Below are 16,169 nucleotides of genomic sequence, written 5' to 3' on the forward strand. Positions count from 1 at the left end.
ACCCGCACAGCCGCGGGGGCGCGCGGGCACCGGGAACGGACGCGGAGGCGGACGATGGACGAGGTCAGGGCGCGGGATGTACTGGCCGCGGCGGGTGTGCTGCCCGGTGCGGCGGCTGACGCCCCGCTCCTCGCCCTGGGCGAGAACGCGGTGTTCGCCGCCGGGGACCTGGTGGTGAAGGTCGGCCGGGACGCCGAGCTCCTTGACCGGGCCCGGCGTGAGCTGGAGATCGCCGGATGGCTGGCGGAGGCCGGTGTCCCGGCCGTACGGGCCGCCGAGCCGAAGGCCCGGCTCGTGGACGGCCACCCGGTGACCGTGTGGCACCGGCTGGCGGATCCGGTACGGCCGGCCGAGCCACGCGATCTGGCCGAACTGCTGCGGATCGTGCACGCACTGCCCGCTCCTCCTTTCCCGTTGCCGCCCCGCGAGCTGCTGGGCGGTGTGGAGCGCTGGCTGCGGCTCGCCGGGGACGCGATCGACCCCGCCGACGCGGCGTATCTGCGCGAACGCCGGGACGGCTTCGCGGCGGCCGCGGCCGCGGTGACGCCGCGGCTGGCTCCGGGACCGATCCACGGGGACGCGTTGCCCCGCAACGTGCACGTCGGTCCGGACGGACCGGTGCTGGTCGACCTGGAGACCTTCTCGTCCGACCTGCGCGAGCACGACCTGGTGGTCATGGCGCTCTCCCGCGACCGGTACGGCTTGCCGGCCGGGGCCTACGACTCGTTCGTCGAGACCTACGGGTGGGACGTGCGGGAGTGGGAGGGGTGCGGAGTGCTGCGGGGCGCCCGGGAGACGGCCAGCTGCGCGTGGGTCGCCCAGCACGCCCCGAGCAACCCGAAGGCGCTCACGGAGTTCGAGCGGCGGGTGGCGTCGCTGCGGGAGGGCGACGAGTCGGTGCGCTGGTATCCCTTCTGAGCCCGGCTGTCGCGAAGCCCGCTGCCGAGCCCGCCGCTGAGTCTCAGACCGCCTCGGCCAGCTCCCGCAGCGGCCACGCCCCGTCCACCACCGCGTCGGCCTCTCCCTTGCGGCGCAGAAAGCTCTGGAAGTCCGCCGCCCACTCCGCGTACCACTCCACCTGGCGCCGGTGCAGCTCCGCCGGACCCAGCGCCGCGATCTTCGGGTGGCGGTCGGCTATGGCCCCGGCCAGGCGGGCCGCGGCCAGGGCGTCGGCCGACGCGTTGTGGGCGGCGACGAGGGTGATGCCGTACTCGGCGCAGACCGCTTCGAGGTTGCGCTTGCCGCGGCGGTAGCGGTCGACCCAGCGGTCGATGGTGTACGGGTCGATGACCGGTGCGGGGTCGAGGCCGCCGAGGCGGTCGGAGAGCGACGGCAGGCCGTGCCGGCGCAGCTCCGCGGAGAGCAGGGTGAGGTCGAACGTCGCGTTGTAGGCGACGACCGGGACGCCCGTCTTCCAGTACCCGGTGAGGACGTCCGCGAGGGCGTCGGCGACCTGGTCGGCGGGCCGGCCCTCGGCCGCCGCCCGTTCGTTGCTGATCCCGTGCACGGCCACCGCCTCGGCCGGGATCTCCACGCCCGGATCCGCCAGCCACTCGCGGCGGCCCAGCTCCTGCCCGGCCCTGACCTCGATCACGGCGCCCGTGACGATGCGCGCCTCGCGCGGATCCGTACCCGTCGTCTCCAGATCGAAGCCGATCAGGAGCTCTTGGTGCCAGCCCATGGGCGGTCCCCCTTCTTGGTGGTACTTTCCCCCAGTGGTCTCCACCCTCGCATGCGCCACTGACAATCAGAGGACCGCGTTCCGCTTGCCGCCGCGCCCGCCTCAGGACACAGGGCGCGAATCCGCCCAAGCCATTTCGAACTCCTCGCGGTAGGTCGGGAAGAGCCCCGCTTCCAGGACATCGTCCGACTTGACCACCTTGTCGCCGTTGCGCAGGACCAGCACCGGCGACTCCATGCCCCGCGCCCCACGCAGGTAGGACTGGACGATCGCGACACCGTCGGCGCCGTCGCCGTCCACCAGGTAGGCGGAGAAGCGGGGGGTGTCGTCGTACACCTGGATCTCGAAGGCGCCGGGGTCGCGCAGCCGGGAGCGGACCCGGCGCATGTGGAGGATGTTCATCTCGACCGAGCGGGAGAGTTCGCCCCGTTTCATCCCGAGTTCGCGCTCGCGGCGCTTGATCGCGCTGGAGGCGGGGTTGAGAAAGAGCAGCCGGACCCGGCAGCCGGTCTCGGCGAGCCGGACCAGGCGGCGGCCGGAGAAGTTCTGCACGAGCAGGTTGAGGCCGATGCCGATGGCGTCCAGCCGGCGGGCGCCGCCGAAGAGGTCCTCGGCCGGGAACTGGCGCATGAGCCGGACCCGGTCGGGGTGGACGGCGACGACGTCCGCGTAGCGGTCGCCCACCAGGTCCTCCACCGCGTCCACCGGCAGCCGGCGCGCGGAGGGCACGTCACCGCCGGTGCCGAGCATCTCCAGGAGCCGGGCGGAGGCCCGTTCGGCCTGGTTGAGGACGGCCTCGGAGAGCGCGCGGTTGCGGGAGACGACGTTGCGGGTCACCTCCAGCTCGTCGAGAGCGAGTTCGACGTCCCGGCGTTCGTCGAAGTACGGCTCGAAGCAGGGCCAGTGCTGCACCATCAGCTCGCGCAGCTGCGGCAGCGTCAGGAAGCTGATCACGTTGTCGTCGGCCGGGTCCAGCAGGTAGCCCTTGCGACGGCTGACCTCGCGGACCGCGACGGCCCGCTGGACCCACTCCTGACCGGCGGGACCGGCCGCGGCGACCACCCACTCGTCGCCGTGGACGGGTTCGTAGATGGGACGCAGCACGGCGGCCACGACCGCCCGCAGCCGCTGTTCGACGAGGTTCAGCCAGATGTAGGCACGGCCTGCTCGCTGGGCGCGCGTACGCACCTCCAGCCAGGCGTCGGCGTCCCAGTCCAGCTCCGGACCGATGGAGCCCGAGGCGTCCATCGGCCGGGCCAGGGACACCGCGCCGGGCGGGACGTCTGTGGAGTTCCCCTCGTGACCCTCGTCACCAGGGGGCAGCTCCAGGCCTCCCGAGCCCACCCGTGCACCGCCTTCCGCTCCCCCGAGCTCTCCCTGTGCCAACGATCAAGGAAGGGTACTCCGGGAGCGGTCGGCGGTGCAGCAGGATGGACAGGTCGTTTCTCAACTACCGTTTCCGGGCTGTCCGTTCTGATCAGCGAGGGCGGCCGGAGTGAGCGGATTCATAGCGGTGACGTCGCGCGGGGCGAGGGAGAAGCCCTGCCAGTGGACCGGCATGGGCTGCTGGTCCTCGTCGCGCGCGATGTGGTGGAAGCCGACGTTCACCCAGACCACGGGGTTGGTGAGGGTCTGTCCGTTCACCCACTGGTCGACGGTCTTGGGATGGCCGTTGGCGCAGCCCGGGTTGTTGCTGGCGAACAGCTCGCACTTGTCGTACTGGGTGAAGTAGACGTCGTGCTTGGTGAAGCCGTGCCCCGGGTACTTGTTGGTGGCGCCCTGGACGATCTCGTACGAACGGGCGTGCCCGTCCTTGTTCTTGCCGGCCGTGCTGACCACCCGCCACCAGCGCATGTTCTTGGAGTCACCGGCGAGTTCCTTGGTGACGTTGGTGCGGGTGGTCTTGTTGCTGGGCGCCTGCTGGCCGTGCGCGGGTGCGCTGACCACCGAGTCGTACTGCTCGATGCGGCTCTTGGAGGAGCCGTCGAGGTCGAAGTCCAGCTTCCAGAACACGTTGTGGGCGTGGCTGGTCGCGTAGGCGTGGGCGCCCTTGCCGATCGGCCAGCCGCGGCCGTCCCCCGAGTCGTAGTCGCCCGGCGAGAGGCTGCCGGTGGCGCCGACGTTCATGTTGATCGTGCCGTCGTCCTGGAACCGCCACTCGGTCATGTACTCGTACCAGCCGACCTTGTTGACGGTGTAGACCAGCAGGTCCTTGCCCTGCGCCTGGTACACCTTGTTGCCGGTGTCGGCCTGCATCCGGTACGCGTGGCCGCGCGAACGGGTGGTGGTGCACAGGCCGTTGACGTTCGGGTGGGCCGGGTCCCAGGCGTCGGGGACCTTGACGGTCTTGATGGTGCCGCCCGGGCACTCGGCCGCGGCGAGCGGCACCAGGCCCTGGGCGAAGCCGAAGCCGGTCAGGTCGTCGTACTCGACGCTGCCGTCGTCGTAGGGGACGTCGATCTGACCGAGGCGGGCGCTGGAGAGCACCTTGATGGGCGCCGACTCGCCCTTGGGCTGGTAGGAGATGTGCTCCAGGACCAGCCCGGCCTTGCTGTCGTAGCGCCAGCACATCCGCCAGGTGGTACCGGTGGAGAGCTTCTGCTCGATCCGGTAGGCGGCGGAGCAGTCGGCGGCGGGCGCGGCGGCCTGCTTGGGCTGGGCGGCGGCGGGCCCGGCCGCGGTGGTCGCGCCGGCGGCCAGCGCGGCCACGGACAGGCCCACGGCGGCCGTCCGGCGGGCGCGGCGGATTCTGTTCGGGTGCATGACGAAGTGACTCCTCGTGCGGGAGATGCAGTCGAAAAGGAGAGGGAGTTCGGGAAAGGCGAACGGGACCGGCTCAGCCGCCGAGCTTCACGACCTTGCGCGCGCTCAGGTCGACGATCAGGGAACGGGCGTCGATCCAGGGCCCGTTCTTGACCTTCGGGAAGAGCCGCACGCAGCGGTGTTCGCCGCACTTGTCGAGCGCGGCCGGCTGGGCGCCCGGAGTGGCGCGGTAGACCGCGCTGTTGAGCAGCAGCTGCTGCTCCGGGGAGGTGAGGTCCTCGCCCGTGGCGTCCTTGAAGTCCGCCTTCAGGCCTGCGCCGAGCGGGTCGGCGACGAGCAGCTGGAGTGCCTCGACGTTCTCGTCGTGGCTGAGCGGCGGCTGGACACCCTGCCGGGTGGTGGTCTGCTCGACCTTGCCGGTGTCGAGGTTGACGGTCCGGGTGACGAGGCTGTCGTCCCGGTAGTCGTAGAACGTCACGTCCGCGCGCCGTGGCGCGTTCGTGGCATCCAGTTCGTCCGCGTTCGGCTCGGCCAGGTCGACGCTGATCCGCTGCGGGCCGCGCCGGCCCTCGACGTTCTCCCCGGCGTTGAACATCTGCTTGGTCAGAGCGAGTTGTTCGACGCGCTTGGTCTCGTCGTCGGTCAGCGGGTCGCTGCCCGTGCCCTTCTTGCCCTCGGCCGGCGCCTGTTCCACCACGCCCGGCTTGACGGCGTCCGTGCCCTGTCCCGCCTGCTGCGCGGCGACCGAGCCGGTCCCGTCGCTCCCTTCCGAGTCGTCAGCCCCGGCCGTACCCGGCAGGGTGATCCCGACCATCACGGCGGTCCCCGCAACCGCCAGGCCCGCACCGGCCACCACTTTGCCCAGATGGCGGTGCACTATCTTGCGCACATCTTCCCCCTACTCCCCCTTGGTCACAGGGAGTACGTGTTTGCCCCACTGGTTCGGCACACTTCGCCACATGGGTCGCTGTGTGCACTGGTCGCCGGGTAAGAGGGGTGTAAGTCACCTGGGGTTCCATTACTTTCGGGCAGACTCATGACCAAGGCGCCCCCGCGCGCAATGCACACCTGGAAGAGTCGACTTCATGCAGGTCTGGCCTGGAGAGGCGTATCCGCTCGGTGCCACGTACGACGGCGCCGGGACCAACTTCGCGGTGTTCACGGAGACCGCGGACCGAGTGGAGCTGTGTCTGCTGCACGACGACGGCTCCGAGACGGCGGTGGAGCTGCGCGAGAGCGACGCCTTCGTCCGGCACGCGTACCTGCCGGGGGTGATGCCCGGGCAGCGCTACGGCTTCCGGGTGCACGGCCCGTACGATCCCGGACGCGGGCTGCGCTGCAACTCGGCGAAGCTGCTGCTCGACCCCTACGCGAAGGCGGTCAGCGGGTCGGTGCGCTGGGGCGAGGAGGTGTACGGCTACCACTTCGGCGACCCCGACAAGCGCAACGACCTGGACTCGGCCCCGCACACCATGACCTCGGTGGTGATCAACCCGTACTTCGACTGGGGCGACGACCGGCGGCCGCGCACCGAGTACCACCACACGGTGATCTACGAGGCCCATGTGAAGGGCCTGACCATGCGCCACCCGGGCCTGCCCGAGGAGCTGCGCGGCACCTACGCGGGCCTCGCGCACCCGGCCGTCATCGACCACCTGACGGAGCTGGGCGTCACGGCGCTGGAGCTGATGCCGGTCCACCAGTTCGTGAACGACCACCGGCTGGTCGACATGGGCCTGAACAACTACTGGGGCTACAACACGATCGGTTTCTTCGCCCCGCACAACGCGTACGCCTCCTGGGGCGACCGCGGGCAGCAGGTCCTGGAGTTCAAGTCGGCGGTCCGGGCGCTGCACGAGGCCGGGATCGAGGTGATCCTGGACGTCGTCTACAACCACACCGCGGAGGGCAACCACCTGGGTCCGACGCTGTCCTTCCGGGGCCTGGACAACCCGTCGTACTACCGGCTGACCGACGACCCCCGCTACTACATGGACACGACCGGCACCGGGAACTCCCTGCTGATGCGGTCCCCGCACGTCCTCCAGATGATCATGGACTCGCTGCGGTACTGGGTCACCGAGATGCACGTCGACGGCTTCCGTTTCGACCTCGCGGCCACGCTGGCGAGGCAGTTTCATGAGGTGGACCGCCTTTCGTCGTTCTTCGACCTGGTGCAGCAGGACCCGGTGGTCTCCCAGGTGAAGCTGATCGCCGAGCCCTGGGACGTGGGCGAGGGCGGCTACCAGGTGGGCAACTTCCCGCCGCTGTGGACCGAGTGGAACGGCAAGTACCGCGACACCGTGCGCGACCTGTGGCGCGGCGAGCCGCGCGCGCTCGCGGAGTTCGCGTCCCGGCTGACCGGTTCCTCCGACCTCTACCAGGACGACGGCCGCCGCCCGCTGGCCTCCATCAACTTCGTGACCTGCCACGACGGGTTCACCCTGCACGACCTCGTGTCGTACAACGACAAGCACAACGCGGCCAACGGCGAGGACAACCGGGACGGCGAGAGCCACAACCGCTCCTGGAACTGCGGGGTCGAGGGACACACCGACGACCCCGGGATCCTCGAACTGCGCGAGCGGCAGATGCGCAACTTCGTCGCCACGCTGATGCTCTCCCAGGGTGTGCCGATGATCAGCCACGGTGACGAGTTCGCGCGCACCCAGCAGGGCAACAACAACGCGTACTGCCAGGACAACGAGGTGTCCTGGGTGGACTGGCCGGCCCCCGAGGACGACAGCGGCCTGCTGGCCTTCACATGCGCGATGGCGCGGCTGCGCAAGGAGCACCCGGTCTTCCGGCGCCGCCGCTTCTTCCACGGCCGCCCGGTGGAGGGCACCCACGACGAGCTCTCCGACATCGCCTGGTTCACCCCGGAGGGCCATGAGATGGCCCAGCAGGACTGGGGGTCGGCACAGGCGTCGGCCCTGACGGTGTTCCTCAACGGCAACGCGATCTCGGAACCGGGCACCCGCGGGGAGCGGATCGCCGACGACTCCTTCCTGCTGATGTTCAACGCGTCACCGGATCCTCTGGAGTTCCTGGTGCCGATCAACCACGGCCGGCAGTGGGAGGCGGTGGTGGACACGGCACGCGCGGAGCCGGTGCCACCCGGGCCGAAGGTGGACGGCGGGGCACGCCTGACGTTGATGGGGCGGAGCCTGACCGTTCTGAAGAGGCCGGCGTAGGGATGCGCTCCCGCACAAGGGCCGTTGTCCGGGTACGGGCCGGTGGGGGCCGGTCGCGCCCACGCGGCGGAGCCGCACATGGATACAGCCCCGCGCCCCCTCCGGGCGCGACACCGCACCCGGTGACAGAGAAGTCGACGGATCGGGTACGTACGTTTGCATGACTGCTGAGCGAATCACCGCGGCCTTTCCGACAGCCACCTACCGCCTCCAGCTCCAGCCCGGCTTCCCCTTCCCGGCCGCCGAAGCCGCCGTGCCGTACCTCGCCTCGCTCGGTGTCTCCCACCTGCACCTCTCCCCCGTCCTGGAGGCCGTGCCGGGCTCCACGCACGGCTACGACGTCGTCGACCACGCGCGCGTGCGTGCGGAACTCGGCGGCGAGGAGGGGCTGCGCGCACTCGCGCGAACCGCGCGGGAGCACGGTCTCGGTCTGGTCGTGGACATCGTGCCGAACCACATGGCCATGTCCCCCCGGCACAACCACGCCTTGTGGGAGGTACTGCGGGAGGGCCCCAGCTCGCCCTACGCGCGCTGGTTCGACGTCGACTGGGAGGCGCAGGGCGGGCAGCTGCTGGTGCCGGTGCTCGGCGGGCCGGTCGGCGAGGTGCTCGGGCAGCTCGCGGTCGACGGCGACGTGCTGCGCTATCACGAGCACGCCTTCCCGCTCCGGGAGGGCACCGCGGACCTGCCGCTGCCGGAGTTGCTGGACGCCCAGTGGTACCGCCCGGTGTGGTGGCGGCTGGCCCGGACCGAGCTGAACTACCGGCGGTTCTTCAGCATCTCGGAGCTGATCGGGGTGCGGGTGGAGGACCCGGAGGTGTTCGAGGCCACCCATGCCAAGATCCTCCAGCTGCTGCGCGAGGGGGTGGTGGACGGACTGCGCGTCGACCATCCCGACGGGCTCGCCGACCCGGACGGCTATCTCGCCCGGCTGCACGAGGCGACCGGCGGGCGCTGGACGGTCGTGGAGAAGATCCTGGCCGACGGCGAGCGGCTGCCGGCCGGCTGGCCGGTCGCGGGGACCACCGGGTACGACGCGCTGCGGCAGGTGGACGGCCTGTTCACGGATCCAGTCGGCGCCGGTGAACTGCTGGACGGCTACCGGCGGTTCGCGGCCCCGCAGACGGACCGCGGCGGCGACTGGGCGGCGACCGTGCGGCGGGCGGCGTACAAGGTGCTCACGCACGAGCTGGCGACCGAGACGGACCGGCTGACCCGGGCGGCCACGCGCGCGTGCGCGACCTCGCCGGACCCCGCGCTGCGCGACCGGGCGCCCTGGGCGTTGCGCATCGCCCTGGAGGAGCTGCTGGTGCGGATGCGGGTGTACCGGCCCTACACCTCAGGTGACGCGGCCGCCGTGGTCACCGAGCGGGCGGCCGAGGAGGCGAGGTCGGCCTTCGTGGTGCCCGAGGAGGGCGGGGCGGTGGACGTGGTGCGCGGGCTGCTGCTGGCGGGTGGCGACGGTGCCGGGCCCGCGGAGTTCCGGACGCGGTTCGCGCAGACCTCCTCGGCGCTGCGGGCCAAGTCCGTGGAGGACACGGCGTTCTACCGCTATGTGCCGCTGCTGTCCGCGACCGAGGTGGGCGGTGCTCCGGGCAGCCCGGGCGTCTCCCCCGACGGTTTCCACGCGTACTGCGCGCGCGTGCAGCGCGACTGGCCGCTCACCGGGACGGTGGTGACGACGCACGACACCAAGCGCAGCGCCGACGTGCGGGCGGCGCTGGCCGTGCTGACGGAGTGCTCGGAGCGCTGGGCGGACGTGCTGACCGAGGTGACCCGGGACGGGGCGGGCGTACCGGACGCGCAGCTGGCGTGGGCGGCCTGGCAGACGGTGTTCGGGCTCGGCCCGGCGGCCCCGGAGCGGGTGCAGGGGGCGCTGCTGAAGCATGTGCGGGAGGCGGGCCTGTACACGAGCTGGACGGAGCAGGAGCCGCCGTACGAGGAGGCGGTGGCCTCGTTCGTCGCGGCGGGTCCGTGCGGGGCGCCAGGAGAGCGGGTGGCGGCCTTCCGGGCCTCGCTGGCGGCGCACGTCCGGGCGAACGTCCTCGGCACGGCTCTGGTCCATCTGACGATGCCGGGTGTGCCGGACGTCTACCAGGGCACGGAGGGGGAGTTCCGGGCGCTGGTGGACCCGGACAACCGGCGGCCGGTCTCCTTCCCGCCCGAGCACCCGGGCGAGAAGGACGCGGTGACGGCGGCGGCGCTGCGGCTGCGGGCGCGCCGCCCGGGCGTCTTCGGCGCTACGGCGACGTACGCGCCGCTGACGGCCGAGGGCCCGGCCGCGGCGCACTGCCTGGCGTTCGCGCGCTCCGGCGATGTGGTCACGGCGGTGACCCGGCTGTCGCTGCGGCTGGCCGCGGCGGGCGGCTGGCGGGACACGGTGCTGCCGCTGCCGCCGGGGCGGTGGGCGGACGTGCTGGCGCCGGAGCGCGAGTTCACGGGGCACGCGCGCGTGGCCGAGCTTTTCGAGGGGCTGCCGGTGGCGCTGCTGGAGCGCGTGGTCGGCGGGGGCGACGAAAACGACGGGCACTGAGGGCACTGAGGGCACTGAGGGCACTGAGGGTCATATTCACTCGTACGGGTGAAGATGGGGGCGGGTCGGGGGGTTGCCGAAACTCGCCGGGCGCCTGCCGCGTCCGTTAAAGGCGCGCGGAGCCGTTCCGCGCCCCGAAATGGCTTCGCACCCCCGTCGGCGTCAATCGCCTTGCCGGCCGACGACTCATGCACCTGGGCGCCCCCTGGAGCCTCCCCCGGGAGGTTCTTGACAGTTCACCTATGCCGTGCGGGACTGGGGAATGCGAAGCCGGGCGGACAAGTCGGGGGTGAGTCTCCTGCCGGAGCTGCGTTACCCCAGTGTTCCCGAACTGGTCGCGACCGCCCGGGCGTTGGCCGCTCACCGGCCCGGCCTGTGCACGTTGCGGCAGATCGGCGTCTCCCGCGCGGGCAGACCCCTGCACCTGCTGTCCGTCGGTCACGCCCGCCGGGCGGTGCTGGTGGTCGCGGGTGCCCACGCCAACGAGCCGACCGGGGGCGGCACCCTTCAGGTGCTCGCCGAACGGGTGCTGAAACAGCGGGACCTACGGGCGGAGACCTCCTGGCACTTCCTGCTGTGCGCGGACCCGGACGGGGCGAGCCTGCACGTCACCCCGGCACCGCGCAGCCTGCTCGACTACCACCACGGCTTCTACCGCCCGGCGGGCCCCGAGCAGCCGGAGTGGTCGCCGTCGGTGCTGCCCCCGGACCGGCTGCCGCCCGAGACCGTGGCCCTGCTCGGGGTGATCGACGAGCTGCGCCCCTACCTCCAGGTGACCCTGCACGGCACCGATCTGGGCGGCAGCTGGGTGCAGTTGACGAAGGACGTGCCCGGGCTCGCCGAACCGTTCGCCAAGTCGGCGGCGGAGCTGCACATCCCGGTGGAGACGGGTGCCTCGGACGCCGCGGGCTGGCCGGCGTCCGGTCCCGGGGTCCGGGTGATGCCGGGTCCGGGGTCGGGGGTGGCGTACCCGAGCATGCCGGACGACGCACGGCACAGCACCTGGTACCACGCGCACCGCTACGGCGGTCTGACGGCGGTGGTCGAGGTGCCGATGTGGGCGAGCGACCTGGTCGACGACCCGGCGCCGCATCCGGCGCCGGCCGCGGCTATGCGGCGGCTGGCGAGCCGGCTGCTGCGGGACTCGCGGGAGGTGGAGCGGGTGCTGACCGAGGCGCTGCCCCGGCTGGACGGCCTCCTGGACGGGCCGCTGCTGCGGGCGGCCCGCTGGGCGCTGGGGCTGATTCCCGGGCTGGCCGAGGACTGGATCCGACGGCCGCCGATCGACAGCACGATGGCGTACGTCGGCAGCGTGGACGCCTTCGGGCGGCGGCTGCCGTTGCGGGCGGCGTCGATGCTGCTGCGGGTGCTGCGGGAGGCGGACGACCGTGCGGTGCCGCGGCTGGAAGAGCTGGTGGCCTCCTGGTGCGACGCCTACGGGGAGCGCTTCCAAGCCCGCTGGGTGCCGTTGGAGCGCCAGGTGGAGCATCAGTCCCGGACGGTGCTGGCGGCCGCGCGGCACGCCCGTGAGCGGGCGGCGTGAGGAGCTGGGAGCGGTCCGGTGGGAGCACACCCCGGGGGCCGCACGCCGCCCTCGGGGTCAGCTGTCGAGGGCGAAGACCGGTCCGGTACGGGCCGCCATCTGGCAGGAGTTCGAGAAGGTCTCGTGGTACTCGATCGGCCGGCCGTTCCACTGCCCGTGGGCCTGCGCGGTCACGGGGGCGTAGACCATCGGGCACATGGCGTCCTTGATCGGGGCGATGCGCGCGATGTCACCGCCCACCGTGTCGAGTTCGGCGCAGGCCTCGGCCGCGCGGGAGTGCCCCTGGGGCGGGTCGCACAGCAGCAGCGTGCCGGGCGTGTCGCCGGACCGGCTGTCGCCCTTGGCGACGGTCAGGTACAGGTAGTCGCCACCGTCGGTGGTGCCGGGCGCGGCCTGGGCCGGGCCGGCGGCGAGGAGGACGGCGGCCGCCAGCAGGGCACCGCGGACCGCTGTCGCTCTGATCAGAGAGGTCATTCCCGGTGCATCGGCACGGCGGCCCCGGCACCCCAGTCCGACTCACCCGAACGAGCACGCACGCGCGCGTGGCGGAGTGCGAGTTCGAAAGCGCTCAGGACCACACGTGTCTGGTACTCGGCCTGGCGTGCGACCGGGATCCAGCGCGCGCCGAACGCCTCGTGGAAGTCCGCGCACCAGGTGTCGATCAGGCGGTCCAGGTCGGGCAGGGCCCCGGCCGGGTCGTGGCCGGTGCCCCGCAGCAGCCGGTGCAGCAGCCCGGCGGTGCGCAGGACCAGCCGGCGCCCGGCGATCCCCAGCGCGGCCAGATGGGCGGTGCTGAGCGGGGGCAACGGGCGGACGCTGCCGGCGTCGGTACCGGGGTCCCAGGCGTCGGCGAGGCCCGGGCAGACCAGCAGGTAGTCGTCGACCGGCGCGAGCAGCCGGGCCGCGTCCGGCGCGCCGGACAACTGGGGCCGGATCCGGGCCAGGACGCCCTCCAGGAGGCCGGTGTCGTGCCGCAGGGTGTGGCTGACGGCTCGCAGCGCGGCGTCCCGGTCGGCGGGCGGTGCGCTGTCCTGGACGGCGGCCACGCCCCACATGGGCGCCTCGACGATGGCGGTGACGGTGCCGTGCCGGTGCGGATGGAACCAGGTGGACTCGACGGCCGCCTCGGTGATGGCGGCGGCCAGGTCGCCCCGGCGGGGCGGCGGCACCCGGTAGACGGCCGGGCCCAGGGTGGGCCAGTACAGGGTGTCGTAGGCGCCGAGTTCGCGGGGGATGCCGAGCCGGTTCGCGGTGTGCGCGAGGCGTTGGGCGAGGCCCGGCAGGTCATCGGTGAGCTCGACGAAGCCGCCGCCGACGTCCACGCCGTGCAGCGAGCACTGGAGGAAGGGCCGCAGCTCGTCCTGGAGGTCCAGCAGTGCCCGGGTCTCGGGCAGCGCGGCGGCGTCGGCCCCGTCGGGCAGCCATTCGGGCTGCTCCAAAAAGCCGGGCCGGAAGAAGTTCCGGAAGTAGTGGCCCAGCGTGTACGGCCCGGCCAGCCAGCCCTCGTTGCGGCGCGAGCCGTCCGGGTCCAGGCACAGCAGCAGGTTCCAGGTGACGTCGGCGTCCTCGGTCAGCCGGGGGTCGGCCAGGACCCGTTCGGCGAGGCGGAGCACGGTGGCGCCGCCGACGGGTTCGTTGGCGTGCGGGCCGGCCACGACGAGGGCGTGCCGGCTGCCGTGACCGATCGAAAGCAGCCACAGCGGAGTGCCCGCGCGGGAGGTGCCGATCCGGTGCAGCCGGGCGTCCCGGGGGTGGTTGGCGACCAGTGCGGCCGCGCGCGAGGACAGCTCGTCCACGGACGGAAAGCGGTGGAGGGGCGGCAGGGCACACCTCCACGATGCTGTGCCGTCGGTTCACATGATGTGCATGGAGTACGCACAGTCAGTCACGACTTGGGGGGTACGTCAACACCGTGGTGGACAAACGTTTTTCAGCCACCTGGGAGAAGGTGCGAAGTCAGTGGGCCGAGAGCCGGAAGCACACCCGGCCGAAGCCGATCTGGTCGCCCTCACTGACGACGGCGGCGCCGATCACCCGGCGTCCGTTCACGGTCGTGCCGTTGGTGGAGCCGAGGTCCCTGAGCACCCACAGGCCGCCCTGCCGGCGGAGTTCGGCGTGCACCCGGGAGACCGTCTCGTGGTTGAGCCGCAGCCCGTTGGCGGGGTCGCGGCCGATGCGCAGCGGGTGACCGGTGCCGGGGTGCGGGAGCAGCAACTTGGGCAGCCGCTCGGCCTGCCAGGCCCGGCGCAGCCGCACCGTGAACCCGGAGACGGCCTCGACGGTGCCGAGGAGCACGCGCGCGAAACGGCTCTCCTGGGGCAGGTCGGCGGTGAGTACGGCGAGTTCGTCCATGCGGCGGGCGGCGAGCGCCAGCTCCATACGGCGCACGAACGTGTCGTGCGACAGCCGTCCCATGGCGACGCCGTCACGCAGCACACTCAGCGCCTTCTCGCGCTCCGCGTCGGACAGCCGCGCGGGATAGGTGTTGAACTCGAAGGACGACGTCACGCTGCCGATTCTGGGTCAGTGAACCCCGGGTGTCCAGAAAACGGGGAAACGGCCGTCACGCGCGCGTACGTACGGCGACACCCGTCGGCAAAGCCGGGATTCAAAGCGGATTGATCTCTTTTCACGGCACGATGGACGGACTACCTCACGATGAGCCAGACGAAGGGGAACCGTCCGTGCAGTTCGAGGTGTGGGCACCGCAGGCAGACCGTGTGACGCTTCATTGCGACGGCGCCGCACGCGCGTTGGAGCGTGATCCGCGGCGGCCGGGCTGGTGGGCCGGGGAGGCGGACGCCGAGGACGGCACGCGGTACGGGTTCGCGCTGGACGACGGCCCCGTGCTGCCCGACCCGCGCTCGCGCCGCCAGCCGGACGGACCGGACGGGCTCAGCGCGGTCGTCGACCACGGGCGGTACGAGTGGCAGGCCGCGTGGCAGGGACGCGCGCTGCCGGGCGCGGTGCTCTACGAGCTGCACGTGGGCACGTACACCCCCGAGGGCACCCTGGACGCCGCCGCCGGACGCCTGGACCATCTGAAGGAACTGGGCGTCACCCACGTGGAGTTGATGCCGCTCTGCCCGTTCCCGGGCCGGCACGGCTGGGGGTACGAGGGGGTCTCCCTGTGGGCGGTGCACGAGCCGTACGGCGGACCCGAGGCGCTGAAGCGCTTTGTCGACCGGGCGCACGGACTCGGGCTCGGTGTCGTCCTGGACGTCGTCCACAACCACCTCGGCCCGTCGGGCAATTACCTGCCCGCGTTCGGGCCGTACTTCACGGAGACGCACCACACGCCCTGGGGCGCGGCGGTCAACCTGGACGCGCCCGGTTCCGACGAGGTGCGCGCCTACCTGGTGGGCAGTGCGCTGGCCTGGCTGGGCGACTACCGGATCGACGGGCTGCGCCTGGACGCGGTGCACGCGCTGTGCGACACCCGCGCGTGCCACTTCCTGGAGGAGCTGTCGTCGGCCGTGGCCGGCCTGGCGGCCGAGTCGGCCCGGCCGCTGTTCCTCGTCGGCGAGTCCGACCTGAACGACCCACGGCTCATCACCGCACGCGCGGAGCACGGGCTCGGCCTGGACGCGCAGTGGAACGACGACTTCCACCACGCCCTGCACACCGCGCTGACCGGGGAGTCCCAGGGCTACTACGCCGACTTCGCGCGCGCCCCCCTCGCCGCCGTCGCCAGGACCCTCACCAACGGCTACTTCCACGACGGCACCTACTCCAGCTTCCGGGGCCGCCACCACGGCCGGCCGCTGGACCGCGCGCGGGTGGCCGGGCACCGGCTGCTCGGCTACGCCCAGACCCACGACCAGATCGGCAACCGCGCCCAGGGCGACCGGCTTTCGGCCACCCTCTCCCCCGGCCTGCTGGCCTGCGCGGCCGCACTGACGCTCACGGCGCCCTTCACGCCGATGCTGTTCATGGGCGAGGAGTGGGCGGCGGGCACCCCCTGGCAGTTCTTCACCGACCACACGGACCCGGATCTGGCGGAGGCCGTACGGCGCGGCAGGCGACGGGAGTTCGCGGCGCACGGATGGGCCGAGGAGGACGTACCCGATCCGCAGGACCCGGCGACCCGGGAGCGGTCCTGCCTGGACTGGTCGGAGCCGGAACGCGAGCCGCACGCGCGCGTGCTGGCCTGGTACCGCCGGCTGCTCGCCCTGCGCCGCGAGCAGCCGGACCTCACCGACCCCGACCTCGCCGACACCAAGGTGGCGTACGACGAGGAGGCCCGCTGGCTGGCGTTCCGGCGCGGTGACCTGCGGGTCGCCGTGAACCTGGGCAAGGAGCCGGCCGCGATCCCGCTGGGCACCGCCCGGGCGGAGGTCCTGGCCGCGTGGGACACCGTGACGGCACCGGACGCGAACGGGCTGCTGCGGGTGCCGGGCGAGTCCTGCGTGGTACTGACCCAGGCCTGAGCACGCGCGTATCGCCGTACGGGGT

General features: G+C 72.3%; 12 protein-coding genes. 5 read left to right on the top strand and 7 right to left on the bottom strand.

The window, feature by feature from the left end; translation table 11 throughout:
* The first annotated feature begins 54 nt into the window (after positions 1-54).
* On the top strand, positions 55-918 hold the full coding sequence (locus tag ACGFZQ_RS16635) for a phosphotransferase (protein WP_393840989.1): 864 nt from the start codon (positions 55-57) through the stop codon (positions 916-918).
* 43 nt (positions 919-961) lie between these two features.
* Here ACGFZQ_RS16635 and ACGFZQ_RS16640 read toward each other — a convergent pair whose 3' ends face one another.
* The 4 genes from ACGFZQ_RS16640 to ACGFZQ_RS16655 all read right to left on the bottom strand — a co-directional run bounded on the left by ACGFZQ_RS16640 (position 962) and on the right by ACGFZQ_RS16655 (position 5,333).
* Positions 962-1,681: a 3'-5' exonuclease gene (locus tag ACGFZQ_RS16640; protein ID WP_393840990.1), complete on the bottom strand. Its 720-nt coding sequence runs from the start codon at positions 1,679-1,681 to the stop codon at positions 962-964.
* Positions 1,682-1,783: 102 nt separating this feature from the next.
* Positions 1,784-3,025 carry an SAV2148 family HEPN domain-containing protein gene (locus tag ACGFZQ_RS16645; RefSeq protein WP_351713519.1) on the bottom strand — a complete coding sequence of 414 codons (1,242 nt, stop codon included), beginning with the start codon at positions 3,023-3,025 and terminating at the stop codon, positions 1,784-1,786.
* Between the two features lie 102 nt (positions 3,026-3,127).
* On the bottom strand, positions 3,128-4,444 hold the full coding sequence (locus ACGFZQ_RS16650; RefSeq protein ID WP_393840991.1) for a copper amine oxidase: 1,317 nt from the start codon (positions 4,442-4,444) through the stop codon (positions 3,128-3,130).
* A 73-nt stretch (positions 4,445-4,517) separates the two neighbouring features.
* Positions 4,518-5,333, bottom strand: coding sequence for a Tat pathway signal sequence domain protein (locus tag ACGFZQ_RS16655; protein ID WP_393840992.1), 816 nt, complete (start codon positions 5,331-5,333; stop codon positions 4,518-4,520).
* A gap of 196 nt (positions 5,334-5,529) precedes the next feature.
* Between ACGFZQ_RS16655 and glgX the strand changes: the two genes are divergently transcribed.
* The 3 genes from glgX to ACGFZQ_RS16670 all read left to right on the top strand — a co-directional run bounded on the left by glgX (position 5,530) and on the right by ACGFZQ_RS16670 (position 11,714).
* Entirely contained in the window at positions 5,530-7,638 is a 2,109-nt protein-coding gene (glgX, locus tag ACGFZQ_RS16660; RefSeq protein WP_393840993.1) for a glycogen debranching protein GlgX, read from the top strand.
* Between the two features lie 160 nt (positions 7,639-7,798).
* Positions 7,799-10,171 (top strand): malto-oligosyltrehalose synthase, encoded by a 2,373-nt coding sequence (gene treY / locus ACGFZQ_RS16665; RefSeq protein ID WP_393840994.1) that lies wholly within the window; start codon positions 7,799-7,801, stop codon positions 10,169-10,171.
* A gap of 289 nt (positions 10,172-10,460) precedes the next feature.
* Positions 10,461-11,714, top strand: a complete 1,254-nt coding sequence (locus ACGFZQ_RS16670) for a M14 family zinc carboxypeptidase (RefSeq protein ID WP_393841197.1) — start codon at positions 10,461-10,463, stop codon at positions 11,712-11,714.
* A gap of 57 nt (positions 11,715-11,771) precedes the next feature.
* On the opposite strand, the gene ACGFZQ_RS16675 is transcribed toward ACGFZQ_RS16670, so the two are convergent.
* From ACGFZQ_RS16675 to ACGFZQ_RS16685, 3 genes are all read right to left on the bottom strand, one after another.
* A complete protein-coding gene (locus ACGFZQ_RS16675) occupies positions 11,772-12,188 on the bottom strand; it encodes an SSI family serine proteinase inhibitor (RefSeq protein WP_393840995.1) in 417 nt (138 codons plus the stop codon).
* The gene (locus ACGFZQ_RS16680; protein ID WP_393840996.1) at positions 12,185-13,510 is read right to left on the bottom strand and encodes a M14 family zinc carboxypeptidase; all 1,326 of its coding nucleotides are present in this window, start codon (positions 13,508-13,510) and stop codon (positions 12,185-12,187) included. The genes ACGFZQ_RS16675 and ACGFZQ_RS16680 overlap by 4 nt, the downstream gene beginning before the upstream one ends.
* A gap of 160 nt (positions 13,511-13,670) precedes the next feature.
* Complete coding sequence (locus ACGFZQ_RS16685; RefSeq protein WP_351729191.1) at positions 13,671-14,222, bottom strand: DUF1707 and FHA domain-containing protein; 552 nt, start codon at positions 14,220-14,222, stop codon at positions 13,671-13,673.
* Between the two features lie 176 nt (positions 14,223-14,398).
* Here ACGFZQ_RS16685 and treZ point away from each other — a divergent pair, with 176 nt between their 5' ends.
* A complete protein-coding gene (gene treZ / locus ACGFZQ_RS16690) occupies positions 14,399-16,144 on the top strand; it encodes a malto-oligosyltrehalose trehalohydrolase (RefSeq protein WP_393840997.1) in 1,746 nt (581 codons plus the stop codon).
* Positions 16,145-16,169: the final 25 nt, after the last annotated feature.

The organism is Streptomyces sp. NPDC048254, from assembly GCF_043201895.1.
In the GTDB taxonomy this organism is placed as follows: Bacteria; Actinomycetota; Actinomycetes; order Streptomycetales; family Streptomycetaceae; genus Streptomyces.